Source organism: Paraburkholderia acidipaludis NBRC 101816, assembly GCF_000684975.1.
Lineage (GTDB): Bacteria > Pseudomonadota > Gammaproteobacteria > Burkholderiales > Burkholderiaceae > Paraburkholderia > Paraburkholderia acidipaludis.
In genome coordinates, this window is sequence record NZ_BAXZ01000018.1 from 159433 (window position 1) to 182914 (window position 23482).

Here is a 23482-nt window from a genome sequence, read left to right on the forward strand (position 1 = left end):
AGGAAGGTTTCATGCGGATTGACCGGCGTGTGCTGACGCTTGCGTTCGGCGATCTGTTCTGGCGCACCTTCCTGCTGATTGCACTCCTCATCGCAGTCAGTCTCGCCGCGTGGTTCCAGAGCTTTCGCGTGATCGAGCGGGAGCCGCGCGCGCAGCGCGTGGCGCTGCAGCTCGTCGCCATCGTCAAGCTCACGCGCACCGCCCTGCTCTATTCCGATCCCGATCTGCGCCGCGCGCTCCTGCAGGATCTGGAGAGCAACGAGGGCGTGCGCGTCTATCCGCGCGAAGCCACCGACAAATACAAGCTCCAGCCCGACGAGTCGCTCAACCGGCTCATCGAGCACGACATACGCGGGCGGCTTGGCGACGATACCGTGATCGCCCAGTCGGTGAACGACATTCCGGGCGTGTGGATCAGCTTCAAGATCGACGACGACGACTACTGGGTCGCGCTCGACCGCGATCAGCTCGACAACGTCACGGGCCTGCAGTGGGTCGGATGGGGCGTGTCCGCGCTCGCGCTGTCACTGTTCGGCGCGGCGTTCATCACGAGTCTCGTGAACCGGCCGTTCGCGCGGCTCGCCATGTCGGCGCGCATGGTGGGCTCCGGGCAGTCGCCCGCGCAGTTGCCCGAAAGCGGCATGGGCGTAGCCGCCGAAACCAACCGCAGCTTCAACCAGATGGTGCGCGACCTCGAGCAGCTCGAGGCCGACCGCGCGTTGATGCTGGCCGGCATCTCGCACGATCTGCGCACGCCGCTCGCGCGCCTGCGGCTCGAAACGGAGATGAGCCCGTCCGACCAGGCCACCAAGGACGCGATGATCGACGACATCGAGCAGATGGACATGATCATCGGCCGCTTCCTCGACTACGCACGGCCCGTGCAGCGCAGCCCCGAACGCGTCGATCTTTCCGTGATCGCAGGCGAGATGGCGGCGCGCATGGCGAGCGAAGACGGCGTGCGGCTCATCACGCGCCTCGCGCCTTCGGCCATGATCGAGGCCGACGACACCGACATGCGGCGCGTGGTGGGCAACCTGATCGAGAACGCGCGCAAGTATGGCGCGAGCGAGACGGACGGCATTCCGCACATCATGCTCGAAACGCGCGTGTCGCATTCGCGCGTCGAGCTCTCGGTCGTCGACGAAGGCCCCGGCATTCCCGAGGATCAGCTCTCGCTCGTCACACGGCCGTTCTATCGCGTCGACACCGCGCGCACCCAGGCCAACGGCACGGGTCTCGGCATGGCCATCGTGCAGCGGCTCGTGGGCCGCTATCGCGGCGCGCTGCGCCTGCGCAACCGTCAGCCCGGTCCGGGGCTCGAAGTGACGATCGAGTTTCCGCTCGCCAAGGGCGCGTAACACTACGCTGGCTACTCAGGAGCTGCCGCATGAAAACCGTGGGCGACAAACTCGAAGCCTTCACCGTCAACGCCGCGAAGCCCGGCTTCAACGAGCCCGAGGAAAACGGCGAATCGGCCTTCGTCGAAATCACCGAGCAGACCTTCTCCACGAAGTGGAAGGTCATCTACTTCTACCCGATGGACTTCACGACGGTCTGCCCGACCGAAATCGTCGCTTTCGCGCGCCTGCAGAAGGAGTTCGAGAACCGCGACGCCGTGCTGCTGGGCGGCAGCTGCGACAACGAATACGTGAAGCTGGCCTGGCGGCGCGAGAACAAGGATCTCGACCGTCTCAATCACTATTCGTTCGGTGACGTGAAAGGCGAACTGATCGACCAGCTCGGCGTGCGCGACAAGGAGGCCGGCGTCGCGCTGCGCGCCACTTTCATTGTCGACCCCGACAACACGATCCAGCATGTCTCGGTCGACAATCTGGACGTTGGACGCAGCCCCGACGAGGTGTTGCGCGTGCTCGACGCCCTGCAGACGGGCGCGCTGTGTCCGAGCGGGCGCGCGATCGGCGGCGCGACGCTCTAGCGCTCGGCCGCCGCTCGCCGCGGGTCCGAGGATCTGCGGTACTGCCCGGCGGCGCGGTCGACGCCGCACGGCATGCGCTGCCGGATCGCCGCCTGCAGCGGCCCCTTCCAGTCCAGCACGCGCTTTTCCAGCAGTTGCCAGGATAGATGCGCGAGCAACAATGCCAGCGCGAACTGCACGGCGAGCGGCAGCGCCGCGTCCATGACCGGCGGCAGGCCGAGGCGGGCATAGAGTGCGGGGGCCTCGCCCAGCTTCGACGGCACGAGGTTGTGGAAGAGATAGAAACCGTAGCTGATGGTGCCGAGCCACGCGAGCGGCTTGAGCTCGAGCATGGCGACCGCAATCGAATCCGGGCGACGCACGATCCAGAGAAACACCATGCCAAGCGTCAGCGCGAGAGCGATGTCGAAGACGCCGGGCAGCACGGCCCCTTCCGGCGCCACGCCTCCCGCGCAATGCGCTCGCGCCAGCGCGCAGGCTGCAATCCCGCCGATGCCCGCCACGAACCACGTCGCGCCCGCCATGCCGCGCGGCGGCGACACGCGCTGACCGCCGATGGCCACGACGCCCCCCAGCGCGATCAGTGCGAAATTCCACGGCGAAAACGCGTAGATCAGCGGTTCGCTCGCCTCGCGCAGATAGAGCATGCAATGCGCCAGCGCAGCCGCCGCGACGATCGCCGCGCAGAGCGCGAGATGCCGGGACGCACGCGTGAAGAGCAGCGCAAACGGCGCGACGAGATAGAACTGCTGCTCGACCGCGAGACTCCAGAAGTGGGACACCGTGCCGGGCCAACTGTCGTGCACGACGCCGATCCAGTAATTCGAGAGGAATGCGAAATGCCAGGCGAGGCCCAGATCGACGTCGCGCTGATAAAAGCCTGCGTGGGCAATCGCCAAAGCAATCAGCAAGAGGTAATAGACCGGCCAGATACGCAGCGCGCGCTTGACGAAAAACACGCAAAGCACCGCATCCTTGCGCGCCGTATGCTGCTCCACACGCAGGCGGTTGCGATGCAATTCGCCGATGATCAGATAGCCGCTGATCAGGAAAAACAGCCACACGCCCAACTGCCCCACGTCCACCGCGTCGACGTGCGCTTTGTGCGCAAGAAACACCATCACCACTGCCAGCGCCCGGAGACCGTCGAGACCTTTCACTCGCCTTTCGTCCGCCGTCATCACTCTCCCCGCTTTACGCCAACGGTCAGTATCGGTGCAAAAAAAGCGGAAATAAATCGACAATAAAAACGGCCGACGATCGCGCAAGCCTCGTCGGCCGTGTTTTTCGGGCAGGAATGCGGTCGGCCCGGCACATCGGCACATCGGTGGAACGGCGCAAGGGCCGTGCCCCGCTTACGCCCGCGTCAGCAGCACGGCGGCCTGCGCCTCGATCCCCTCGCCGCGGCCGAGGTAGCCGAGCTTTTCGTTGGTCTTGGCCTTCACGTTCACGCGATCGAGCGGCAGCCCGAGATCCTCCGCGATATTCGCGCGCATCGCCTCGATATGCGGCGCAAGCTTCGGCGCCTGCGCGATCACGGTGCTGTCCACGTTGACGAGCGCGAAGCCCGCGGCCTGCACGCGGCGCAGGCACTCGCGCAGCAGCACGCGGCTGTTGGCGCCGTAGAACTCCTTGTCGGTGTCGGGAAAGTGGCGGCCGATGTCGCCCAGCGCCGCCGCGCCGAACAGCGCGTCGGTGATCGCGTGCAGCAGCACGTCGGCGTCCGAGTGGCCGAGCAGCCCGCGCTCGTAAGGCACGGTCACGCCGCCGATCACGAGCGGGCGGCCCGGCACGAGCGCGTGCACGTCATAGCCTTGTCCGATTCTGATGTCCATGGGGAAAGTCTTCCGTAGTGAAATCGTGAGAGGCGCTCAGTTCGCCGCCTGGCGGCCGAGAATGGCCTCGGCGAGCGCGAAATCTTCGGGGTACGTCACCTTGAAATTGCGCAGGCTGCCCTGCACGAGGCGCGGCGCATGGCCGAGCCATTCGATCGCGCTCGCTTCGTCGGTGAGATCGTGGCCGTCCTGCCGGGCCCGCTCGATGGCGGTGCGCAGCATGCCGATGCGGAACATCTGCGGCGTCTGGGCCTGCCAGAGACCGTCGCGCGCCTCGGTGCGGGCAATACGTGCAAGGGGCGCCGCGCCGCCGCCCGGCGCCACGCGCTTGAGCGTATCCGCCACCGGCAGCGCCATGATGCCGCCCACGGGGTCGTCCTTGAGCGCCTCCACGAGCGAGCGGATCAGCGCGGGCGTGATGCCGGGGCGCGCCGCGTCGTGGACGAGCACCCAGTCTTCGTCGCGCGCGCCGAATTCGGCGAGGCCGGCGAGACCGTTGGACACCGTGGCCTGGCGCGAAGCGCCGCCGCAGCGGCGCACGGCAAAGCGCAGGCCGCTGAAGCGGCGCGCGTCGAAATGGGCGTCGTCGGGGGAGATCACCACGAGGGTTTGCGTGAATTCGCTGCAGGCGTCGAAGGCGGCGAGCGTGTAGTGCAGGAGGTCGCGACCGGCGACGCTCCGGTATTGCTTGGGCATGGCCGAGCCCGAGCGGCTGCCGGTTCCGGCGCACGGGATCAGGGCGAAAAGGCGTGGTGTCACGTTGGTGCTAGCCGCATGAGTCAAAGTAAAGGACGGATTTTATAATACGTCCTTTGCCCGGTGCGCCCCGGCCCGCCGGATGGACCCGCTGGACTCGCATCCGCAGCCCGCCCCCCGTTTGGGAGACGGGCGGTTCGGGAGCGAAACCAGGCCCAAACCAGGCCAAGTCAGGCCAACCTGTAGCCTATGTCCGATATCGCCGCTTCCCAGCAGTCACCGTCTCCGTCCCCCGTCGCCGTCGTCAAGCCGGGGCAGCGCTTCGCGTTCGACGGTACGCACGGCTCGTCCGACGCGCTCCTGATCGCCCGCTACCGCGCGGCATCGCGCGCGAGCGCGCCGCTCGTCGCCGTGATCTGCGCGAGCGCCGTGGACGCGCAGCGGCTCGCGCAGGAAATCCCGTACTTCGCGCCCGAGGCCCGCGTGCGCCTGCTGCCGGACTGGGAGACACTGCCCTACGACACGTTCTCGCCGCACCAGGACCTCGTCTCGGAGCGCCTCGCGACGCTGCACGATCTCGGCGAAGGCCGCTGCGACATCCTGCTCGTGCCCGCCACGACGGCGCTCTACCGCATGCCGCCGGCCTCGTTCCTCGCGGCCTATACGTTCTCGTTCTCGCAGGGCGAGCGGCTCGACGAAGCGAAGCTCAAGGCGCAGCTCACGCTGGCCGGCTACGAGCACGTGAGCCAGGTCGTGCGGCCGGGCGAGTACTGCGTGCGCGGCTCGCTGATCGACCTGTTCCCGATGGGTTCGCCGCTGCCCTACCGCATCGACCTGTTCGACGACCAGGTCGATTCGATCCGCGCCTTCGACCCGGACAGCCAGCGCAGCCTCTACCCGGTGAAGGACGTGCGCCTCCTGCCCGGCCGCGAATTCCCGTTCGACGAGGCCTCGCGCACCGCATTCCGCAGCCGCTGGCGCGAGGTGTTCGAGGGCGACCCGAGCCGCGCGACGATCTACAAGGACATCGGCAGCGGCGTGCCGTCGGCCGGCATCGAGTATTACCTGCCGCTCTTCTTCGAAGAGACCGCCACGCTGTTCCACTACCTGCCCGACAACGCGCAGTTGGTGTTCTCGGGCGACCTGGACGCCGCGATCCGCCGCTTTTCGGCCGACACGAAGCAGCGCTACAACTTCCTCTCGCACGACCGCGAGCGGCCGATCCTGGAGCCGCAGCGCCTCTTCCTCGCCGAAGACGACTTCTTCACGCTCGCCAAGCCCTTCGCGCGCCTCGTGCTGCCCGCGGCCAGCGCGGGCGGCTGGGCAAACGCGCTGCCGAACCTCGCGATCGACCGCCACGTCGATGAGCCGTTAGCGGCGCTGCGCGACTATCTGGGCACGACGACAAACCGCGTGCTGTTCGCGGTGGAATCGGCGGGCCGCCGCGAGACCATTGCGCAACTGTTCGCCGACAACCAACTGCGGCCCGCGTCCGTGGACAGCTATGAAGACTGGCTGACCTCCGACGAGCGTTTCGTGCTGGGCGTCGCCCCCCTTTCGAGCGGCTTTGCGCTGCCGGCCGAAGGGCTCGCCATCCTCACCGAAACGGAGCTCTACGGCCCGCTCGCGCGCCGCGCCGGACGCCGCCGCCAGGAGCAGGCGAGCAACGTCGACTCGATGGTGCGCGACCTCTCGGAGCTCAAGGTGGGCGACCCGGTCGTGCACACGCAGCACGGCATTGGCCGCTATCACGGCCTCGTGACGATGGATCTCGGCGAAGGCGACACCGAGTTCCTGCACCTCGAATACGCGAGCGGCAGCAAGCTCTACGTGCCGGTTTCGCAGCTTCACGTGATCTCGCGCTACAGCGGCGCCGATCCGGACAGCGCGCCGCTGCACGCGTTGGGCTCGGGTCAGTGGGAAAAGGCTCGCCGCAAGGCCGCGCAGCAGATCCGCGACACCGCCGCCGAGCTGCTCAACCTCTACGCGCGCCGCGCCGCGCGCGAAGGCCACGCGTTCAAGCTCGATCCGCGCGACTACGTGAAGTTCGCGGAGAGCTTCGGCTTTGAGGAAACGCCTGACCAGGCCGCCGCCATCGCGGCCGTGATCGGCGACATGACGAGCGGCAAGCCGATGGATCGCCTCGTGTGCGGCGACGTCGGCTTCGGCAAGACCGAAGTGGCGCTGCGCGCGGCGTTCATCGCCGTGATGGGCGGCAAGCAGGTGGCGATCCTCTCGCCCACCACGCTGCTCGCCGAGCAGCACACGCAAACTTTCACGGACCGCTTCGCCGAATGGCCCGTGCGCATCGCCGAACTCTCGCGCTTCAAGTCCGCGAAGGAAGTGAGCGCGGCGATCCAGCAGATCAACGACGGCAGCGTCGACATCGTGATCGGCACGCACAAGCTGCTCTCGTCGGACGTGCAGTTCAAGCGGCTCGGGCTCGTGATCATCGACGAGGAGCACCGCTTCGGCGTGCGCCAGAAGGAGGCGCTCAAGTCGCTGCGCGCCGAGGTGGACGTGCTCACGCTCACCGCCACGCCCATTCCGCGTACGCTCGGCATGGCGCTGGAGGGCCTGCGCGACTTCTCCGTGATCGCCACCGCGCCGCAGAAGCGCCTCGCCATCAAGACTTTCGTGCGCCGCGAGGAAGACAGCGTGATCCGCGAGGCCATGCTGCGCGAGCTCAAGCGCGGCGGCCAGGTGTACTTCCTGCACAACGAAGTGGAGACGATCGAGAATCGCCGCGCGATGCTCGAAGCGCTCGTGCCCGAGGCGCGCATCGCCGTCGCGCATGGCCAGATGCACGAGCGCGAGCTCGAAGCGGTGATGCGCGACTTCGTGGCCCAGCGCGCGAACGTGCTGCTCTGTACCACGATCATCGAGACCGGCATCGACGTGCCGACGGCCAACACCATCCTCATCCATCGCTCCGACAAGTTCGGCCTCGCGCAATTGCATCAGTTGCGCGGGCGCGTCGGGCGCTCGCATCACCAGGCCTATGCGTATCTGCTCGTGCACGATCCGCAGGGGCTCACGAAGCAGGCGCAGCGCCGTCTGGAAGCGATCCAGCAGATGGAAGAACTGGGCTCGGGCTTCTACCTCGCCATGCACGACCTCGAAATTCGCGGCACCGGCGAAGTGCTAGGCGACAAGCAGTCGGGCGAGATCCAGGAAATCGGCTTCCAGCTCTACACGGATATGCTCGCCGACGCCGTGAAGGCGCTCAAGGAAGGCCGCGAGCCGGATCTGAACGCGCCGCTCGCCGCGACGACCGAGATCAATCTGCACGCGCCGGCCATCCTGCCCGCCGACTACTGCGGCGACGTGCAGGAGCGCCTCTCGCTCTACAAGCGCCTCGCGAACTGCGAGCACGACGATTCGATCGACGGCATCCAGGAAGAGCTGATCGACCGCTTCGGCAAGATGCCGCCGCAGGCGCATGCGCTGATCGAGACGCACCGGCTGCGCCTCGCCGCGAAGCCGCTCGGCATCACGAAGATCGACGCGGGCGAGGCCGTGATCGGGCTGCAGTTCGTGCCGAACCCGCCGATCGACGCCATGCGCATCATCGAGATGGTGCAGAAGCACAAGCACGTCAAGCTGGCCGGGCAGGACAAGCTGCGCATCGAAACGCGCAGCCCGGACCTCGCGGTGCGCGTGGCAACGGTCAAGGAGACGCTGCGCGCGCTCGGCGCGCCGGCGCGCACGGGCGCGCGCTAGTCCGGCGTGCTACGGCACGCCCTCTGCTGCGTCGCACAAAGATACCCGCTATGCGGGTATCTGCTGATACCTTTAGCCCGATTTATCCTTTTTGGGTAAGATTGGCAGGACTAGCAAGCTGGAGCCCCGCCATGTCCGTCGCCGCTGAATCAGCGCAATCCACCCAGTCGCCCGCCGCCGCTTCTTCCGCCTCCTCCGCCGTCCCCATTTCGCTTCCCTGGGTTACCCGGCTCGTGTCGATGGACACGGTCAGCCGTCACCCGAATCTCGGCCTGATCGAGACGGTGCGCGACGATCTGCGCGCGCGCGGCATCGAGTCGACGCTCACCCACGGCCGCGACGGCCGATGGGCCAACCTGTTCGCGACGCTGCCCGCGCACGACGGCGCGACGAACGGCGGCATCGTGCTCTCGGGTCACACGGACGTCGTGCCGGTGGATGGCCAGAAGTGGGACAGCGATCCGTTCAAGCCCGAAATCCGCGACGGCCTGCTCTACGGCCGCGGCACCTGCGACATGAAAGGCTTCATCGGCGCCGCGCTTGCCCTCGTGCCCGAGATGCAGCGCGCGCAGCTTGCGAAACCGATCCATCTCGCGCTCTCCTTCGACGAGGAAGTGGGCTGCGCGGGCGCGCCCTTCATGATCGAGGAACTCGTGAAGCGCGGCGTGCAGCCCGAAGGCTGCATCGTGGGCGAGCCCACGAGCATGCGCCCCATCGTCGCCCACAAGGGCATCAACGCGTACCAGTGCTGCGTGCGCGGCCACGCGGCGCACTCGTCGCTCACGCCGCGCGGCCTGAACGCCATCGAATACGCGGCGCGCCTCATCTGCCATATCCGCGACCTGGCCGACGAGTTCCGCGCGAACGGCCCGTTCGACGAGCTCTACGACGTGCCGTTCACGACCTCGCAGACGAGCACGATCGAAGGCGGCAACGCGATCAACACGGTGCCGGCCGAGTGCCGCTTCGTGTTCGAGTTCCGCAACCTGCCCTCGCTCGATCCCGACGCGATCTTCGCGCGCATCGAGCGTTACGCGCGCGAGATGCTGCTGCCGAAGATGCAGCGCGAGCACGCGTCTGCCGCGATCGAGTTCACGAAGATCGCCGCGGCGCCGGGCCTCGACGCTGCGGAACAGGCGGCGATCACGCAGCTCGTGCGCACGCTCACGGCCGACCGGTCGCAGCGCAAGGTGGCCTACGGCACCGAAGCGGGGCTCTTCGCGCGCGCGGGCATTCCGAGCGTGGTGTGCGGCCCCGGCGACATCGAGCAGGCCCACAAGGCCAACGAATTCGTCGCGCTCGAGCAACTGGGTGCGTGCGAAAGCTTTTTGCGCAAGCTGATCCACGGCATGTCGCTGGAAGCGCAACCCCGATAATTACGCACCCACGCCCCGCTACCGCCATGTCCACCGGCACGCCGCTTCCCACCGACCACACGATCGACGGCGAGCCCATCCCCACGCTCGACGGGATCGCCTCGCAGCATTTCGCGCTCGCGCCGTGGGTGCTGCGCACGCCGGTATTCGAGCGCAACGACCTGCCCTCGCTCGAAGACACGCTCGTCAACTTCAAGTTCGAACTGCTGCAGGCGAGCGGCAGCTTCAAGGTGCGCGGCGCGTTCACGCACCTGCTCGCCCTCGACGCCGCGCAGCGCAGCGCCGGCGTCACCTGCGTCTCGGGCGGCAATCATGCGATCGCCGTGTCCTACGCGGCGATGCGGCTCGGTATCAGCGCGAAGGTCGTGCTGTTCGCCACCGCGAGCGCGGCGCGCGTGGCGCAGTGCCGGCGCTTTCACGCCGAAATCGTCATGGCCGGCAACAGCAGCGAAGCCTTCGACATCGTCCGGCGCATCGAGTCCGAGGAAGGCCGCTATTTCGTGCATCCGTTCAATGGCTATCGCACGGTGCTCGGCACGTCTACGCTCGGCTACGAGTGGGCCACCCAGGCGAGCGACCTCGACGCCGTGATCCTGCCGATCGGCGGCGGCGGTCTCGCCGCGGGCGTCGCGACGGCGCTGCGGCTCGCGAATCCGCGCGTGCGCGTGTACGGCGTCGAACCCGCCACCGCCGACGTGATGAGCCGCAGCTTTGCCGCGAACCATACGGTGCGCATCAGCCACATGCATTCGATCGCCGATTCGCTGATGGCGCCGCACACAGAGCAATACAGCTACGAACTGTGCCGCCGCCATCTGGAGCGGATCGTCACGGTGTCGGACGACGAACTGCGCGCCGCGATGCGGCTGCTGTTCGACCACCTGAAACTGGCCGTGGAGCCCGCCTGCGCGGCGGCCACCGCGGGCCTCATCGGGCCGCTGCGCGACGCCTTGCAGGGACGGCGCGTGGGCGTCCTGCTTTGCGGGACCAATACCGACCCGGCAAGTCTTGCCGGCCAACTCGTGCGCGCGCCATAAGTCCGGATCCGCGCCTGGCGCGGCCGCGCGGTGCCGCCGTCCGCGCGTCAGAAAGTGTCAAATCGCTACCGCATCGCGGACGCGTTCGCTATCATTGCGGCATTCAGTCACAGTCAACCGCCCCTTCCCTCGGAGAGCCCGCCCATGAGCATTATCAAGGAGTTCAAGGAATTCGCCGTCAAAGGCAATGTGATGGACCTCGCCGTCGGTGTGATCATCGGCGGGGCCTTTTCCACCATCGTCAACTCGGTGGTGAAAGACCTGATCATGCCTGTTATCGGCGTGGTCACGGGCGGCCTCGACTTCTCGAACCAGTTCATCCGGCTCGGGCACATTCCTGCCAGCTTCAAGGGCAACCCCGATTCGTACAAGGACCTGCAGACGGCGGGCGTGGCCGTGTTCGGCTACGGCTCGTTCATCACGGTGCTGATCAACTTCATCATCCTCGCGTTCATCATCTTTCTGATGGTGAAGTTCATCAACAACCTGCGCAAGCCGGAAGAAGCCGCGCCCGCCGCGCCGCCGCCCACGCCGGAAGACGTGCTCCTGCTGCGCGAAATCCGCGACGAGCTGAAAAACAGCCGGGGCTGAACGCCGTCCTTGCTGCGGTCCGCGCCAATACCCGCACAGAGCCCACACGAAAGCCCGCGCCGGCATGAACGCCGCGCGGGCTTTTTTGCGCACCCTTCCTTCCCTTTCGTCAGCAGGCCGGACGATCCGCTGCGCGCACCACCGCCGCCTGTTCGATCAGCCGTTCGAGGTGCTCGAAGTTGACCGGCTTCGTGAGGTGCGCCGTGAAGCCCGCTTCGAGGCAGCGGCGCACGTCGTCGTCGGTGCCGAAGCCCGTAAGCGCGATGGCCGGCGCGGCCGACTGCTTGCGGAACGCGTGAATGAAGTCGATGCCGGTGCCATCGGGCAAGCCGATATCGCTCAGCACGAGGTCGAAGCGATTCCGTGACGCGAGCGCGAGCGCGTTCGCCACGCTGTCGGCCACCGCCACCTCATGCCCGAGCCCCCGTATCAATTGCGACATGACCTCCGCCGTGTCCTCGTGATCCTCGATCAGCAGGATGTCGAGCGCGCCCGCCAGGCGCGGGCTGCCCTCATCGTCGGGGGCGGCCGCGCCCGGCGCCGGCGCGGCCGTGGGCAAGACGATCGAGAACGTCGCCCCGCAATGCGCGCCGGGACTTTGCGCCGTCACGCTGCCGCCGTGTGCTTCGGTCAGCGCCTTCGTGACCGCAAGCCCCAGACCAAGGCCGCCGAACTGCCGCGTCATATTGTGGCTGCCCTGTTCAAAGGCATTGAAGAGCTTGCCGATCTGCTCCGGCGCGATGCCGATGCCCGTGTCCTCCACTTCGATCAGCACCTGCATGCGCGCGTCGCGCGTGCGCACGTAAATGTGGCCGCCGTCCGGCGTGAACTTCGCCGCATTGCGCACGAGGTTCCAGAACATCTGCTGCAAACGCGCGCGATCGCCGCGCACGTAATGATGCTGCGCACGCAGATCGACGTGCACGTCCTGCTGCTTCACCTGGATCTCGCTGTGAAAGAGTTCGAGCACGGCGTCGATCACCTCATGCACGTCCACGGTATCGAGCGCGAGGCTCAGCTTGCCGTTGGCCACGCGCGTGAGGTCGAGCAGATCGTCGATCAGCCGCGCCTCGAGCTCGATATTGCGGCGGATCATCAACACGCCCGCGCGCGCCGCCTCCGGCAAGTCGGGAATCTGCTCGATGAGCCGCGTGCCGGCCAGCACCGGCGTGAGCGGCGTACGCAGTTCGTGCGAGAGCATCGCGAGGAAGCGGTCCTTGGCGCGGTTGGCCTCTTCCGCCGTCTGGCGCGCGGTCTGCTCGGAAGCGAGCAGACGCTCGCGTTCTTCCGTCGACTCGCGCTGCGCATGGATATCGGTGCAGCTGCCGAACCATTTGTTCACGCCGCCGCGCGGATCGCGCATCGCAACGATACGGACATCGAACCAACGATACGCGCCATCGTGGCGGCGAATGCGCAGTTCGTGCCGATAGTCGGTCGCGCCGCTCGCCACCGCCTTCAGCCAGCTGAGCCGGATCTCCTCCTGGTCGTCGGGATGCACGGCGTCGAGCCAGGCGAGGCCGTTCGAATAACGGGCGTCGAGACCCGTGTAGTCGAGCCACTGCTTCGACAGGAAATCGCAGTTGCCGTCCGCGCAGCAAGTGAGCACGAGGTGCGGGAGCGCCTCCGAGAGCGTCCGGTAATGCTCTTCCCGATCGCGCAGCAGCAGCGCTTCGTCGGAGGCGCGCTGCAGCGCGACCTGCGAGAGCACGCGCGCGACGGCCTCGGGCAGATAGTCGAGGTAGTCACCCGATTTCGGCACGACATCCGAAACGCCGGCGCGCAGCGCCGCGATCACGCGCGACTCGTCCGTGAAGCCCGTGACGAGTATCGCCGGCACGCGCACGTCCTGGGCGCGCAGGCGGCGAAAAAGATCAAGGCCGGTTTCCGCGCTGTCCAGCTGATAGTCGAGCACGAGCACGTCGGGCGTGCGGGCGGCAAGCACGGCAAGCGCCTCGCTCACGCTCGCGCAGGTATCCACGAGCGCGCCGGCGCGAACGAGCGACTTGCGCGCGAGCCGCAGGATGCCTTCGTCGTCGTCGACGACCAGCACGTGCGCGCCCGCCAACAGGGTGACTTCGTCGTTCATGCGCCGGACGTTCCTCCAGGAGTCAAAGTTGCGCAGGGGATGGATCGATGCGTCGAGCCGCCGGGTGTCGCTAACGCGCGTAGCGATGCCCCGGCGGCAGTTTCACGACCTGCAGGAAGAAGCCGAGCCGCCGCACGGCTTCGATGAACGCGTCATATTCGACCGGTTTCGTGATGTACACGTTGCAGCCCAGTTCGTAGCAGCGTTCGATCTCGCGCGGGTCGTCGGTGGTGGTGAGCACGATCACCGGCACCGACGCCGTGGCCGGATCGGCCTTCAGGCGGCGCAAAACCTCGAAGCCGTCCACGCGCGGCATGCGCAGATCCAGCAGCACGACGACGTTCGCAAGCTCTTCGCGCGACGGCACATCCGCCCCGGCGGCTCCTGCGGCAGGCGGCCCGAAGAAGTAGTCGAGCGCCTCCTGGCCGTCCGAAAACCGCACGAAGCCATTCGAGACCCCCGAACGCCGCAGGTTGCGCTCAACCAGCGTCGCGTGGCCATCGTCGTCTTCGATCAGCACGATGCTGACCCGTTCCTCGTCCGTCATCTCATCTCCCCGATGGGCACGTACCGGCTCGTGGCCGGGCCGCCGCACCGCTTCGTACCGTAGCGCTCATGCCGCACGCAAAGGTTGCTCGGGCAGCGCGACGAAGAACGTCGAGCCCACCCCTTCGGCCGATTCCACCCACATCTGCCCCCCATGCCGCTCCGCAATGCGGCGAGCGAGCGCGAGCCCGATGCCCTCGCCGCCCGAATCGCCGCCGTGCAGGCGCTGAAACGCGCGAAAGAGCTTCGGCTGCCAGGCCTCCGGGATGCCCACGCCATTGTCGCGCACATAATAGGTTCGCGTGCGCGGCGCACTCACGCGCACCGGCGCGGCGGGCCCCTGCCCATCGGCCCGCACGTCGAGCGCGCCGATCTCGATACGCCCCGCCCGTTGCGGGTCGAGATGGCGCAGCGCGTTCTCGATCAGATTGCCGAAAATCTGCTCGATGGCCGCGGGATCGCCCCACGCGGGCGGCAAATCGCGCACGTCGATGCGTGCTGCATCGGGCACCGCGTCGAGGCCAACCAGCACCCGCTCGACGATGCGCCCCATGTTGACGCGCTGCCAGCGATACTCCAGCCGCCCGGCGCGCGAAATCCGCAACAGCGCGTCGATGATCGCCGCCGCGCGCGCCACCGCCTGGCGCAGGAATTGCAACGACTCGTCGACGTCGCCGTCGAGCAGCTCGGTCACGCGGCGATGCTCGTCGGCGGGCAGCCCGGCTGCGTCGATGCGCGCGCGCAGGTCATCGCAGGAAACCTGCAGCTCCTTCGAGAATCCCTGCAGATTCACGAGCGGCGAGCGCAGATCGTGCGAGACGCTGTAGATGAACATCTCGTTGTCCTGCGTCTCCTGGCGCAAATGCTCGTTGGCGTGCGCGAGATCGGCGGCGCGCCCCTGCAATTGCTGCTTGAGCGTGACCTGCTCACGCTCGGCGTCGACAAGGCGCACGCTCGTTTGATGCAGCACCGCGTCGAGCTCGGCGATTTCGTCGTTGCCCGACAGCGCCGGCGCCAGCCGCACCCCATCGCCCAGCCGGCGGGCATTGTCGCCAAGCGCGGCAAGGCGCCGGCCCACGTTGCGCGCGAATACCGCGGCAGTCACGCCCCACACCAGCATCGAGCCGAGCACGGCTGCGATCAGCGCGTACTGCAGGCGCGCACGCGTCGCGCGCCACGACGCATTGCGCCGCGCATCGAGGCGCGCTTCCTCGGCCATGAACCCGGCCAGTTCGCTGCGCACCGTCTCGATCTCGGGCGGCAGCGTGGCGGCAGCCGCGCGCGCCCAAGCAACGCTGCGGCCGGCGCGCAGCGCATCGGCAATGTCGCCGGCCTCGGCGCGCCAGGCGTAGGCCGCCGCGCGCATATGATCGACGCGCGCGAGCTGTACCGGATTGTCGGCCACCATTTGCGAAAGCAAGGCGATGCGGTCCGCAAACTCGGTCCACACCGCATGACGGTCGATAAAGGAAGGATCGTCGAGCGCGATCCCCGTCCGTACGCGCGCGGCCTCGCGCAACAGCGGATCGACGAGGCTCGACGCCTGCCAAAGAATCTGCTTGCTGTTCTGCTCGCCTTGGGCCGCACGCACCGCGGCCTCCTGCGTATCGAACACGGCGCCAAGCAGCACGAGTTCGATGACGCTCGGAATCGCGATCAACAGCAACCCCTTGGTGAACAGTTTCATGACGGCTCTGGCGCGTGGGTATCGGACTGGCGGGTCGGTGCGGCACCGGTCGACCGCAGGCACCAGAACCCGAACATTATCGGCGCGAAATATCAGGATGACAACGGATGTGACCCCTGCCACGCAATCATGACAAAAGCCCGCTTTTTTACGAATGATGGCCACACCGCGCGCGTCAGCAGGACTATTATTGAGACGGAGACAGAAAGAAGTGAAAAGGAGAGCCGGGATACCTACATCAGAGCGCGGCGAGCAGTCGGGCACGGCGACTGCGGGCACCCGCGAGGGCTCGGACAAGCTCGAATCCTCGTGAATCCTGCAGAACCCTATGCTATAAAGGATCGACGTGCGGCGCGCAAACCGGGAGTGGTCGCATGGGACAGCTGCGTTTTTTGCAATCCTTTTTCAGGCGAGTTTTTATGTCCTTCCCGAAAAAGCGTAAACGCGTCAAGGCGGACGGCGACGAGTCGTTCCTTGCCGTGCTCGACCACTTCAAACCGTTCGGACAGCTCGATACCAAGATTGCGCGAGCCCGCGCCCAGGACGAGCCCGTACTCTACGCCCACATCCTGCCGGGACTCGACGTCCTGCTCTGCAGCGTGCGCGGCGCGCAGCCGCCTTATCCCGCCACGAGCGAATTGCGGCGGCGCTGCATCGAATCCATTGCGCATGCACTCGAGCAGCCCATTGAAGGGCTGGAAAACGGCGGCTACTGGTACGAGGCGGACGGCTTCGGCTTCCTCGTGTTTGCCAGCCGCGCGCGCGGCCGGATCTTGCCCGAATTCGGCGCAGCCCGCCCCGGCCTGACCACACGACGCATCACGCGCCGCCAAGGCGCAACGGGCGATACCGTACCGCGCTCGCTGCGTTAAGGCTTCGCCGGCGCGCGCATCTTCTTGCCGGGCGGCGGCGCCACGGGCCGCTCGCGCATTTCCGCAAAGAGATCCTTGCATGCCAGCGGCTGGTTATTGCTCGGCGCAATCAGCGGAATCAGCGCCGCGAACGGATTGATCAGTCCGAGCCCGACCATGGCTCCGGCACGCAGCGCGAGCGCAGTCGCATCCACGCCGACGTGCGGATTCTTGAACGTTCCCTTGGCATAGAGCGGCGAGCGCAGCGAAAACACCCGAAAGCCCTTGGTGTGCGGATGAATCTTCAGGTCCAGCGATTCGTCACGCAGATCGATCGGCCCGCTGATGTCGATCACGGCGTCGTCGGTGTCGAGGGCGAACACGCGCGGATCGAGCACCCCGTTGGTCGCGACGAAGTCGGTGGCCGCGCAGTTGATCTTCACGTCCTGCGTGCCGAACAGCTTTTCGTACACCACATTCGCGACGTTCAGGCCCGCCGCCTCCATCAGCAGGCGGCTGATCGTGCCCTGCGTGACCAGCATCTTCACTTCGCCGTTCGAGGTCGCCGCGAGCGCGGCCGGCGAATTGCCGGTGGCCGAAAGCGAGGCGTCGCCGTTGATCTCGCCGAGCGCCGACTGCATCGCCTTGGCGTTGGGGAACAACTGCTTGAGCTTCAGATGCCGCGCCTGCGCGGAAACGCGCGCCTTGAGCGGCACGTGGCTGCCGTCCAGCGTGAAGCGCGTGGCCAGCGTCCCGCCCGCCACGCCGAAGCGCAGCGGGTCGAGCGACAGCACGCCGTCCGTCATCACGACGTGCGCGTAGAGATCGGAGATCGGCAGGCTGCCCTGCTTGACGATGCGTCGGCCGGTGAACGTGACGTCGGTGTCGATCGCGCTCCAGCGGTCGGTGCGAAACGGCTCGACCGGAATGACGCGATCGGCGGGCTGCTTCACGGCATCTCCGCGTTTCGCCTTGCTCGCGTTGCTGTCGGCGCCGATGATCGGGGCGAGATCGGAGAACTGCAGCAGGTTCGATACCAGTTCGCCCTTGAGCAGCGGACGCGGCTCGCGCTGCGTGTAGACGAGCGTGCCGTTCAGGTCCGAACCGCCGACGCGCCCCGTGAAATTCTCGTAGCGGAACACGCTCGCCCCGCGGTGGAACTCGCCCACGAACCGGCCTTCCGTGGCATACGGCGGCGTCTCGGGCAGCGTCACGCCGGTCAGGTTGTAGAGGTGCGCCATGCTCGCTCCCTGCAGCCACAAGCGCAGGTCGACGGCGGCCAGATGGGTGGGATCCGTGAGCGTGCCGACGAGTGCGATATGCATATCGCCTGCCCGCACGTCGGCCTGAACCGGAAAGGGGCGCTTCGGATCCTGTAGCGCGAGCACGCCGCCCAGCTTGCCGGTGCCGGACACGGACGTCTTGTTGTACGTGCCCTTGAGCGTCCAGCCGATGGCGTAAAACGGCTGGGCGGGCTTCGCGGCATTTGCCGCTAAAGCGGCGGAAGCACCTGAAGCGCCAGAAACACTCGATGCCGTGCTCGCCCAAGCCGATGCGGGCGTCGCAGCCGCGCCGACGGTGCTCGCCCCGCCTGTGGCGCCCGCGGCGCTGGCGGCACTCGCCGCACTGGCCGCACTCGCGGCCGCCGTTTCGGATGCCTGCTGGGTCTGCGCCTGCTCCGCGAGCCGACGGGCGCCGGCCGCGCCGATCGCCTGCGCCGACTCGCTGCGCGAGGTCGCCTCCTGCTGCGCCATCACGGCGCCAATCGGAATGCCGCGGCCGAGCAGATCGACGGTGACTCGCAGATCGGTCTTCGTTTGCCGGTCGTCGACGGCAATATTGCCCGAGGCGAAGGTGATGTCGTGCAGATCGAGCTTCCAGGTGGACGGGCCGCTCGACGAAGCCAGCTTGAACGTCCAGTTGTTGCGCCCGTCGGCAAGCCGCTCGACGTCAACGGAAGGATTCACGAGATTGATGGCCGGAATCACGATGTCGTGCACGAGGAGCGGCAGCACCATGACCTCGAAGTCGATCTCGTCGAGCGTGGCGAAATGCGGCGACTTCGTCCAGTCCGGGTTGGCCACCTCGATGCGGGTAGCCGAAAAGCGCGGCCACGGCACCCACGCGCGCCAGCCCGTTTCACCCACCGGCGCGCGCCAGCCGACCTTCAGATCGCCCTCGATGGCGAACGGCCGACCGATAGCCTCACTCACCTTGTCGTTGACCCAGGGCTTCGCGCGATTCCAGTCGAAGGTGAGAAGAACCGCCACGAGTATCCCGACGAGGACGACGACAACGAGCGCAAGCCATGCGAAGATCCTGGCGAGCATGCGGCCAATGCCGCGAGCCTTGGGTTGCGGTGACGTCATGCGCTCTCCGTGATTCTGCGTCGTTTTTTAAGGCAGGAAGCAAGCAGGCGGCGTGCCTGCCTTCGTCATGCTTTATTCCTGTTTCCTGCCTGGTGCGCAATCATGCCGTATCGCAGGCGGGCATGCACTTTTTGTTTGCAATCCTTTAATGACCCGATCACCACCGGTTTCCAGCCAGCCAAACGAAGGCAGCGCCGAAAGGCGCGTTGCCCTAGTCGAAGCGCGCCAGATAGCGCGTCGCGCCCGGCAGCGCGGCGAATACCTGCTGCATCCCGCCGACTTCGCCTTGCATGCGGGCGAACGCGTCGTGCTGACGGGGCCGTCCGGCTCGGGCAAGAGCGTGTTCCTGCGCGCCCTCGCACTGCTCGATCCGCTCGACGGCGGCGCCGTATTGTGGCGCGGCGAACCGGTGTTGCGCGCGAGCATTCCGCGCTTTCGCCGCCATATCGCCTACCTGCGGCAACGGCCCGCCCTGCTCGACGGCACCGTCGAAGACAACCTGCGCTACCCGTACACGCTCTCCGTCTATCGCGACGTTGCGTTCGACGGCGCACGCACCAAGTCGCTTCTCGATGCCGCACGCCGCCCGGCAGACTTCCTCGTGCGTCATGCGTCCGAACTCTCCGGCGGCGAAGCCCAGATCGTCGCGCTCGTGCGCGTGCTTCAACTCGACCCGGACGCGCTGCTGCTCGACGAGCCCACGGCCTCGCTCGATCCCGATTCGGCACGCGCGGTCGAAGCGCTGGTCGGCGGCTGGTTCGAAGCCCAACGCGGCGCACGCGCCACGGTCTGGGTGTCGCACGATCCGGCCCAGGCCGCCCGGGTAGGCAGCCGGCATCTCACGATGACCGCGGGCACGCTCGGCGCGGCAGGCGAAACCGCGTTCGCCCCCGCTCGCGCCGATGGGGCCAGCCGATGAATTCCGTCCTCCAGAACCTCGGCCTCGGCGACGTGGCGATCGCGGCGCTGCTCGTGTTCGTCAACGGCGCGGTGTCCGTGCTGCTCAAGCTCGATCTCGAACGCAAGCTCGCCTGGGCCGCCGTGCGCACCGTGGTGCAGTTGCTCGCCATCGGCTATGTGCTCGGCTGGGTGTTCGCCTATAACCGCTGGTACGTCGTGCTGCCGCTCATGGCGCTCATGACGCTGATCGCGGGCGTGGCCGGAGCGCAGCGCGGCGCGCGCACCTATGCGGGTCAGCGCGCCGACAGCATCGTCTCGATCTGGGTGAGCGCGTGGCTCGTCGCCGCGGTGGGCCTTTTCGTCGTGATCCGCATCCGCCCGTGGTATGAGCCGCAATATGCCATCCCGATCCTCGGCATGATCCTCGGCAACACGCTGACGGGGGTGTCCCTCGGCGTCGAGCGGATGATGCAGGAGCTCACCGCGCGGCGCGACCGCGTCGAGAGCGCGCTCGCGCTCGGTGCGACGCGCTGGGAAGCCGCCCAGGCGAGCGCGCGCGAAGCCGTGCGCGCCGGCATGATCCCGACGCTGAACCAGATGGCCGTGGTGGGTGTGGTGAGCCTGCCCGGCATGATGACGGGCCAGGTGCTGGCGGGCCAGCCGCCGTTACAGGCCGTGCGCTACCAGATCGTGATCATGTTTCTGATCGCCGCCTCGTCGGCGCTCGGCACCGTCGGAGCGGTCCTGCTCGCGTACCGGCGCGTGTTCTCCGCCGAGCACCGCTTTCTCGCCTCGCGCCTCGTGGAGCGAAGCGCGAACGCGAAATAGCGTGCGGCGAGGCGTGCAACGATCTCGTGCTACGACCTGTTAGCGCTGCGCGGAAATCGCGATCAGGGTGCCGTCGCCGAGCTTGACCGTCTTCACCGTGCCATTGGTCGGCATCGGAAAATGGACGACCTCGCTATACGACACGACCTGCGGACAGGTGAGCGTCTTGCCCTCGCTTTCGACGCTGTGCGTGCCGTGCGGCGTCTGGGCGCGGAAGATCGCCTCGACGTTGGCCGTGCCGTGCTCATCGACAATCGGCGCGAGGCGCAATTGCGTCTGCCGCATCATCGCGCCGTTCTCGTCGAGCGGCAGCGAAGCGTTGTCGGGACAACCTTCAGGGGACGGCACGACGCCGCCCGGGGGCGTGGTGCGCCAGGTGAAGTCGTCGGTATCGCCCGAGCGCAGCGTGCGCGTCTCGCTGGAGTTGCCGAACTGCTTCGACGTGACTCGCACGGTGTAGCGGATCGGGCCGTCCGTTGGCGTTTTCGAGGTCACGTTGATCGGCGTGCTCGCGAGCGCGGGCAGCGCGAGCGCGCACGAGGCCGCGAGTGCGGCGTGGACGAGCGCCGCATGAGCGCGGCGCGAGCGGTGGCAATGCATGCGTCACCTCCTGACAAAAGCCGCCGCGTGCCGCCCGCCGTTACCTGCCTGCCTTGTGAACGGCGCACGCCGCATGGCGTAGGATCCTGCTCCATTACCTAGTCTAGCTCGCCGCGCGCGGCCTTGCGCCGAACGTTCTCCCCCCGCCGACCAGGTTTTATCCCGCTTGCCACGCCCGGGATTTTGCAGGCGCAACGAACGGCGCCGCCTGTCGCGGCGGGCTGCTGCACGGGGTGCCGCCTGCCCTGCTATTTGCCGCTTCCTTCCAGCCCGATCGTGAGCTCGGCCGTGATCTGCTGCCGGGCGCTCGCATAGCCTGCCCACGGATCCGTGCGGGCCAGGGCCGTCAACCGCTCGTCGATATTGTGCAGCGTCCACTGGGCGCCGCCGGTGGTGTTGCCGAGTTCCGCCCACGAGATCGGCACCGATATTCCCATCCCGCTGCGCGCCCGCACGCCGTACGCGACCGCCGTGCTCGCGCCACGCGCGTTGCGCAGGTAGTCGACGAAGATCCGCTTCCTGCGATGCTCGGGGCCCATCGTCGCGGTGATCTGCGTCGGCGCCGTCGCGGCCAGATGCTGCGCGACCGCGCGCGCGAACGCCTTGGCATCCTCCCAGTCCGCCTGCGGCACGAGCGGCACGACGACGTGCAAGCCCTTGCCGCCGCTCGTCTTGCAGAACGATTCGAGCCCGAGATCGTGCAGCAGCGCGCGCGTCATTTCGGCGGCTTCGATCATGCGGTCCCAGCCGAGCGCCGGATCCGGATCGAGGTCGAATACCACCCGGTCGGGCCGCTCGATGTCCGTGGCCCGCGCGTTCCACGTATGCAGTTCGATGACATCCATCTGCACCGCGCCGATCAGCGCCGCGCGCGTATCGATCGTGATGAGCGGAGGATGGCCCGGGTCGAGGTCTTCGTGCTCGGTCACCCAGGGAATCGGTGGGCGTCCATTGTGGCGCTGGAAAAACATGTCCCCGGACAGGCCGCGGGGCGCCCGCACGACCGAGACCGGGCGCCCGGCCAGATGACGCAGAAGCCGTGGCGCCGCGCGCGCGTAATAGCGGACGAGATCGAGCTTGTGGATGCCGCTGGCGGGATCGATCACGCGCCGCTCGCTGGTGATCGGAACGCCGGCAATCTCGGTGCCTGCCCCTGTGTGACGCCCACGGGACGGCGAGCGCGGCGCGGACGCGATCCGCGAGACTTCGGCGGCGGTATCCTGCGCAGCCGGCCGCGGGCGGCGCGACTTCCGGGCGGGCGATGCTTGTTGCTGCTTGGGAGCGTGCTGCATACCGGTTCCCCTGGCAAGCTTTCATTTTGCAACGAATAGGCGCCTTCGTCCCGAAAAACTGTGGGGACGGATCGTTTTTTTGTCTATCCGGCTTCGGGCATGCTTTGCAAGGCACGCTGCCATCGGGCGCCCGCCAGATGCCGTCTGCGAGCAGTTACAATGGCGAGATTTACCGCGCATCAGGACGCGGCGCCCTCGCCGCTGCTCATCCACAACCTGCACGACATGAACCTCGTCATCCAGAGCCCCGCTCCGCTGCCTGCCGTCCACCACAAGCCGTTACTCGCGCTCGCGCGCGGCAGCCGGCTCGCGCCGATCGACGAATGCGCCCTGCGCATCGAAAACGCGGTGCCTGGCCAGCGCGCCGATATCGAGGTCTATTGCAGCACGCATCAGCTCGACTATGCGTTCGTGGAAAGCGGCCGCGCGCTTGCCGACTTCGGCCTCCTCGCCATGGATATGGACTCGACGCTCATCACGATCGAGTGCATCGACGAAATCGCCGATTTCTGCGGTTTGAAGGCGGAAGTCGCGGCAATTACCGAAGCCTCCATGCGCGGTGAAATCAAGGACTTCAACGAAAGCCTCACGCGCCGCGTCGCGCTGCTCAAGGGACTCGACGCGAGCGCGCTCGAACGCGTCTACGAAGAGCGCCTGCAGCTCTCGCCAGGCGCCACGCAGATGCTGGCCGGCGCGAAAGCCGCGGGCCTGAAGACGCTCCTCGTTTCGGGCGGCTTCACGTTCTTCACCGAGCGTCTGAAAGCGCGCCTGAGCCTCGACTACACGCATGCCAACACGCTGGAAATCGTGGACGGCAAGCTCACGGGCCGCGTGAGCGGCGAAATCGTCAATGCCGACGTGAAGGCCCGCACGCTCGTGCAAACCTGCACGCAACTGGGTATCGGGCCGAGCCGGGCCATCGCGATGGGCGACGGCTCGAACGATCTGAAGATGATGGCGGAAGCGGGGCTTTCGGTGGCGTTCCGCGCGAAGCCCGTGGTGCGCGAAGCGGCGAGCGCCGCATTCAATTTCGTGGGACTCGACGGCTTGCTGCGGCTGTTCTGATCGACTCCCAGCCGTTGCTTGAGCCTCGCGGCCGCCGCGCGAATCACGCGCCGCGGCC

At 67.2% G+C, this 23482-nt stretch carries 19 protein-coding genes; 10 read left to right on the top strand and 9 right to left on the bottom strand.

Annotation, left to right across the window (positions count from 1 at the left end; all coding sequences use genetic code 11):
* Positions 1–11 precede the first annotated feature (11 nt).
* Together BAC01S_RS20385 and BAC01S_RS20390 are read left to right on the top strand one after the other, a co-directional pair.
* On the top strand, positions 12–1361 hold the full coding sequence (locus BAC01S_RS20385; protein WP_027796423.1) for an ATP-binding protein: 1350 nt from the start codon (positions 12–14) through the stop codon (positions 1359–1361).
* Between the two features lie 29 nt (positions 1362–1390).
* On the top strand, positions 1391–1939 hold the full coding sequence (locus BAC01S_RS20390) for a peroxiredoxin (protein ID WP_027796424.1): 549 nt from the start codon (positions 1391–1393) through the stop codon (positions 1937–1939).
* Here BAC01S_RS20390 and BAC01S_RS32025 read toward each other — a convergent pair.
* The 3 genes from BAC01S_RS32025 to ispD form a co-directional block, all read right to left on the bottom strand.
* Entirely contained in the window at positions 1936–3099 is a 1164-nt protein-coding gene (locus tag BAC01S_RS32025; protein ID WP_407667944.1) for an acyltransferase family protein, read from the bottom strand. The two genes, BAC01S_RS20390 and BAC01S_RS32025, sit on opposite strands and share 4 nt — an antisense overlap.
* A gap of 195 nt (positions 3100–3294) precedes the next feature.
* Positions 3295–3774 (bottom strand): 2-C-methyl-D-erythritol 2,4-cyclodiphosphate synthase, encoded by a 480-nt coding sequence (gene ispF / locus BAC01S_RS20400; RefSeq protein WP_027796425.1) that lies wholly within the window; start codon positions 3772–3774, stop codon positions 3295–3297.
* Between the two features lie 36 nt (positions 3775–3810).
* Positions 3811–4533, bottom strand: coding sequence for a 2-C-methyl-D-erythritol 4-phosphate cytidylyltransferase (ispD, locus tag BAC01S_RS20405; RefSeq protein WP_027796426.1), 723 nt, complete (start codon positions 4531–4533; stop codon positions 3811–3813).
* Between the two features lie 186 nt (positions 4534–4719).
* Between ispD and mfd the strand changes: the two genes are divergently transcribed.
* From mfd to mscL, 4 genes are all read left to right on the top strand, one after another.
* Positions 4720–8193, top strand: coding sequence for a transcription-repair coupling factor (mfd, locus tag BAC01S_RS20410; RefSeq protein WP_027796427.1), 3474 nt, complete (start codon positions 4720–4722; stop codon positions 8191–8193).
* A 131-nt stretch (positions 8194–8324) separates the two neighbouring features.
* The gene (gene argE, locus BAC01S_RS20415; protein WP_027796428.1) at positions 8325–9569 is read left to right on the top strand and encodes an acetylornithine deacetylase; all 1245 of its coding nucleotides are present in this window, start codon (positions 8325–8327) and stop codon (positions 9567–9569) included.
* 26 nt (positions 9570–9595) lie between these two features.
* Positions 9596–10606 carry a threonine/serine dehydratase gene (locus BAC01S_RS20420; protein WP_027796429.1) on the top strand — a complete coding sequence of 337 codons (1011 nt, stop codon included), beginning with the start codon at positions 9596–9598 and terminating at the stop codon, positions 10604–10606.
* Positions 10607–10750: 144 nt separating this feature from the next.
* A complete protein-coding gene (mscL, locus tag BAC01S_RS20425; protein WP_027796430.1) occupies positions 10751–11197 on the top strand; it encodes a large conductance mechanosensitive channel protein MscL in 447 nt (148 codons plus the stop codon).
* 109 nt (positions 11198–11306) lie between these two features.
* Here the strand turns inward: mscL and BAC01S_RS20430 are convergent, their stop codons facing one another.
* The 3 genes from BAC01S_RS20430 to BAC01S_RS20440 form a co-directional block, all read right to left on the bottom strand.
* Entirely contained in the window at positions 11307–13286 is a 1980-nt protein-coding gene (locus tag BAC01S_RS20430; protein WP_027796431.1) for a hybrid sensor histidine kinase/response regulator, read from the bottom strand.
* A gap of 70 nt (positions 13287–13356) precedes the next feature.
* Complete coding sequence (locus BAC01S_RS20435) at positions 13357–13833, bottom strand: response regulator (RefSeq protein ID WP_027796432.1); 477 nt, start codon at positions 13831–13833, stop codon at positions 13357–13359.
* A 66-nt stretch (positions 13834–13899) separates the two neighbouring features.
* Positions 13900–15519: a sensor histidine kinase gene (locus BAC01S_RS20440; RefSeq protein ID WP_027796433.1), complete on the bottom strand. Its 1620-nt coding sequence runs from the start codon at positions 15517–15519 to the stop codon at positions 13900–13902.
* A gap of 374 nt (positions 15520–15893) precedes the next feature.
* On the opposite strand from BAC01S_RS20440, the gene BAC01S_RS20445 reads away from it, so the two are divergent.
* Positions 15894–16391, top strand: a complete 498-nt coding sequence (locus tag BAC01S_RS20445; protein WP_027796434.1) for a hypothetical protein — start codon at positions 15894–15896, stop codon at positions 16389–16391.
* Here BAC01S_RS20445 and BAC01S_RS32030 read toward each other — a convergent pair.
* Positions 16388–18739 (bottom strand): AsmA family protein, encoded by a 2352-nt coding sequence (locus tag BAC01S_RS32030; protein ID WP_043202990.1) that lies wholly within the window; start codon positions 18737–18739, stop codon positions 16388–16390. The genes BAC01S_RS20445 and BAC01S_RS32030 overlap by 4 nt on opposite strands.
* A gap of 148 nt (positions 18740–18887) precedes the next feature.
* Here BAC01S_RS32030 and BAC01S_RS20455 point away from each other — a divergent pair, with 148 nt between their 5' ends.
* A complete protein-coding gene (locus BAC01S_RS20455; RefSeq protein ID WP_084168712.1) occupies positions 18888–19658 on the top strand; it encodes an ABC transporter ATP-binding protein in 771 nt (256 codons plus the stop codon).
* Positions 19655–20467, top strand: a complete 813-nt coding sequence (locus BAC01S_RS20460) for an ABC transporter permease (protein WP_027796436.1) — start codon at positions 19655–19657, stop codon at positions 20465–20467. The genes BAC01S_RS20455 and BAC01S_RS20460 overlap by 4 nt, the downstream gene beginning before the upstream one ends.
* 39 nt (positions 20468–20506) lie before the next feature.
* On the opposite strand, the gene BAC01S_RS20465 is transcribed toward BAC01S_RS20460, so the two are convergent.
* Positions 20507–21067 carry a DUF6013 family protein gene (locus tag BAC01S_RS20465; protein ID WP_027796437.1) on the bottom strand — a complete coding sequence of 187 codons (561 nt, stop codon included), beginning with the start codon at positions 21065–21067 and terminating at the stop codon, positions 20507–20509.
* Between the two features lie 248 nt (positions 21068–21315).
* Positions 21316–22359: a non-homologous end-joining DNA ligase gene (gene ligD / locus BAC01S_RS20470; RefSeq protein WP_027796438.1), complete on the bottom strand. Its 1044-nt coding sequence runs from the start codon at positions 22357–22359 to the stop codon at positions 21316–21318.
* Between the two features lie 225 nt (positions 22360–22584).
* Between ligD and serB the strand changes: the two genes are divergently transcribed.
* Positions 22585–23424, top strand: a complete 840-nt coding sequence (gene serB, locus BAC01S_RS20475) for a phosphoserine phosphatase SerB (RefSeq protein ID WP_027796439.1) — start codon at positions 22585–22587, stop codon at positions 23422–23424.
* Positions 23425–23482 lie beyond the last annotated feature (58 nt).

What these genes read in the sequence shown, in the direction of transcription:
- BAC01S_RS20385 (WP_027796423.1), top strand. Translation starts at nt 12, where the DNA reads ATGCGGATTGACCGGCGTGTGCTGACGCTTGCGTTCGGCGATCTGTTC.
- BAC01S_RS20390 (WP_027796424.1), top strand. Translation starts at nt 1,391, where the DNA reads ATGAAAACCGTGGGCGACAAACTCGAAGCCTTCACCGTCAACGCCGCG.
- BAC01S_RS20430 (WP_027796431.1), bottom strand. Translation starts at nt 13,286, where the DNA reads ATGAACGACGAAGTCACCCTGTTGGCGGGCGCGCACGTGCTGGTCGTC.
- ispF (WP_027796425.1), bottom strand. Translation starts at nt 3,774, where the DNA reads ATGGACATCAGAATCGGACAAGGCTATGACGTGCACGCGCTCGTGCCG.
- BAC01S_RS20445 (WP_027796434.1), top strand. Translation starts at nt 15,894, where the DNA reads ATGGGACAGCTGCGTTTTTTGCAATCCTTTTTCAGGCGAGTTTTTATG.
- ligD (WP_027796438.1), bottom strand. Translation starts at nt 22,359, where the DNA reads ATGCAGCACGCTCCCAAGCAGCAACAAGCATCGCCCGCCCGGAAGTCG.
- BAC01S_RS20420 (WP_027796429.1), top strand. Translation starts at nt 9,596, where the DNA reads ATGTCCACCGGCACGCCGCTTCCCACCGACCACACGATCGACGGCGAG.
- BAC01S_RS20460 (WP_027796436.1), top strand. Translation starts at nt 19,655, where the DNA reads ATGAATTCCGTCCTCCAGAACCTCGGCCTCGGCGACGTGGCGATCGCG.
- BAC01S_RS32030 (WP_043202990.1), bottom strand. Translation starts at nt 18,739, where the DNA reads ATGACGTCACCGCAACCCAAGGCTCGCGGCATTGGCCGCATGCTCGCC.
- BAC01S_RS20440 (WP_027796433.1), bottom strand. Translation starts at nt 15,519, where the DNA reads ATGAAACTGTTCACCAAGGGGTTGCTGTTGATCGCGATTCCGAGCGTC.
- BAC01S_RS20465 (WP_027796437.1), bottom strand. Translation starts at nt 21,067, where the DNA reads ATGCATTGCCACCGCTCGCGCCGCGCTCATGCGGCGCTCGTCCACGCC.
- mscL (WP_027796430.1), top strand. Translation starts at nt 10,751, where the DNA reads ATGAGCATTATCAAGGAGTTCAAGGAATTCGCCGTCAAAGGCAATGTG.
- BAC01S_RS20435 (WP_027796432.1), bottom strand. Translation starts at nt 13,833, where the DNA reads ATGACGGACGAGGAACGGGTCAGCATCGTGCTGATCGAAGACGACGAT.
- argE (WP_027796428.1), top strand. Translation starts at nt 8,325, where the DNA reads ATGTCCGTCGCCGCTGAATCAGCGCAATCCACCCAGTCGCCCGCCGCC.
- serB (WP_027796439.1), top strand. Translation starts at nt 22,585, where the DNA reads ATGAACCTCGTCATCCAGAGCCCCGCTCCGCTGCCTGCCGTCCACCAC.
- mfd (WP_027796427.1), top strand. Translation starts at nt 4,720, where the DNA reads ATGTCCGATATCGCCGCTTCCCAGCAGTCACCGTCTCCGTCCCCCGTC.
- BAC01S_RS20455 (WP_084168712.1), top strand. Translation starts at nt 18,888, where the DNA reads ATGACCCGATCACCACCGGTTTCCAGCCAGCCAAACGAAGGCAGCGCC.